2 protein-coding genes are annotated in these 1,567 nt (G+C 46.6%); one reads left to right on the forward strand and one right to left on the reverse strand.

The features are described from left to right. Nucleotides 1-108: 108 nt before the first annotated feature. The gene (locus JX312_RS13430) at nt 109-780 is read left to right on the forward strand and encodes a bifunctional 4-hydroxy-2-oxoglutarate aldolase/2-dehydro-3-deoxy-phosphogluconate aldolase (protein WP_172470876.1); all 672 of its coding nucleotides are present in this window, start codon (nt 109-111) and stop codon (nt 778-780) included. Here JX312_RS13430 and JX312_RS13435 read toward each other — a convergent pair. Next, nucleotides 758-1,414, reverse strand: coding sequence for a DUF2461 domain-containing protein (locus JX312_RS13435; protein ID WP_124029876.1), 657 nt, complete (start codon nt 1,412-1,414; stop codon nt 758-760). The two genes, JX312_RS13430 and JX312_RS13435, sit on opposite strands and share 23 nt — an antisense overlap. Nucleotides 1,415-1,567 lie beyond the last annotated feature (153 nt).

A 1,567-nucleotide genomic window follows, 5' to 3' on the forward strand; every position in this document is an offset into this window, starting at 1 on the left:
GAAAGCATCCAAAAGATTCAAAATTTAAATAAGCACAGCATTTACTTATTATAAACTAATTTTCAATACTTACTTAAAGTTGAATTATTAACTGATTATATTATATAAGTGGCAAGATTTGATAAACTTGAAGTGATGAACAAGATGGCGGCAGCTCCCATGGTGCCGGTGTTCTATCACAAAAATGCCGAAACTGCAAAGGCTGTTGTCAAAGCGTGTTATGAAGGTGGAGTCCGTCTGTTCGAATTTACCAACAGAGGCGATTTCGCTCACGAGGTTTTTGAGGAGGTGGTGAAATTCGCCGCTGTTGAATGCCCGGAAATGGCTGTGGGGGTAGGCTCTGTCGTAGAGCCTGCTGCAGCTGCGCTTTATATGCAGTTGGGCGCGTGCTTCGTTGTCGGTCCGCTGTTCAATGCGGAGGTGGCAAAGATATGTAACCGTCGCGGCATCCCGTATATCCCGGGATGCGGCAGCGTGTCGGAAGTGGGTTGGGCTCAGGAAGCGGGCTGCGAGGTCTGCAAGCTTTTCCCCGGAGATGTTCTCGGAACCAAACTCGTGAAAGGGCTCATGGCGCCAATGCCATGGTCAAGAATTATGGTCACAGGTGGTGTCGAACCCACGGAGGAAAATCTGAAATCCTGGTTTGGAGCAGGTGCTTTCTGTGTCGGTATGGGATCGAAACTCTTCCCTAAAGAAGTGATTGCGGCGGCTGACTGGGAGGTTGTTTCGCAGAAATGCCGTGACTGTTTCAGCTGGATCAGCAATCGAAAAGATAGTTGATGAAATCATTGAATGGCTTCTGTGTTTTCATGTACGAGAGAATATTCTCCACAGCATCGCGTGATTTCATGAAAGAATCCGGCACAGGAGCCATCACCGTGTAGTCGCGCGGTTTCAGAAGATCGATATATTCCCAATCTTTGGGGAATCCTTTGGGAGCAGTCTTTAGAAGATTGCTCCCGACTTCTTTATAGCGCTCCCTGAATACGGGAGCGTTTATTATTTCAAGGTATTCGTCAATGTTGTCGTAGATCGACTGTCTGATTTCCTTGAGCAACGGCGCCGGAGGGCACCAGCATCCACCCCCTACGAAAGAATTGCCCGGTTCAAGATGGATGTAATATCCGCAACGGTCGCTTTTTTTGTTGCCGCCGGGACAGATGAATATTCCGATATGTGTCTTGTATGGTGTTTTGTCGGGAGAGAAACGCGTGTCTCGGTATATTCTGTAGGTGCAGTCAGACGGTGTCAGCCTTGCGGCTTCCGGGTTTATTGTTGCAGTGGCGTTTATAAGCTGTTGCGTGAAAGCATCTACTGTAGCTTTTACCTTAAGGTATCTCTCCTTGTTTGCGTTAAACCATTCGCGGTTATTGTTTTTCTTTAGTTCTTTTAGGAAATTGTATATCTCGTTCATTTTAAATTAATTTCAGTAATACTCATAATCGATCGATGTGACCTGAAACTCGGTGCGACGGTTTATCTGGTCCGCTGCTTCTTGATCTTCCGGTGACAAAGATTCGATGAAAGCCTCGTCAAGCAGCGTTTCTTCGGGAAATTGCGGGTATTC

Origin of the sequence: Barnesiella sp. CU968, from assembly GCF_905219685.1 — a bacterium.
GTDB lineage: Bacteria > Bacteroidota > Bacteroidia > Bacteroidales > Muribaculaceae > Lepagella > Lepagella muris_A.

Excerpts from the sequence above, each read along its gene's own strand:
- JX312_RS13435 (WP_124029876.1), bottom strand. The coding sequence starts at position 1,414 with ATGAACGAGATATACAATTTCCTAAAAGAACTAAAGAAAAACAATAAC.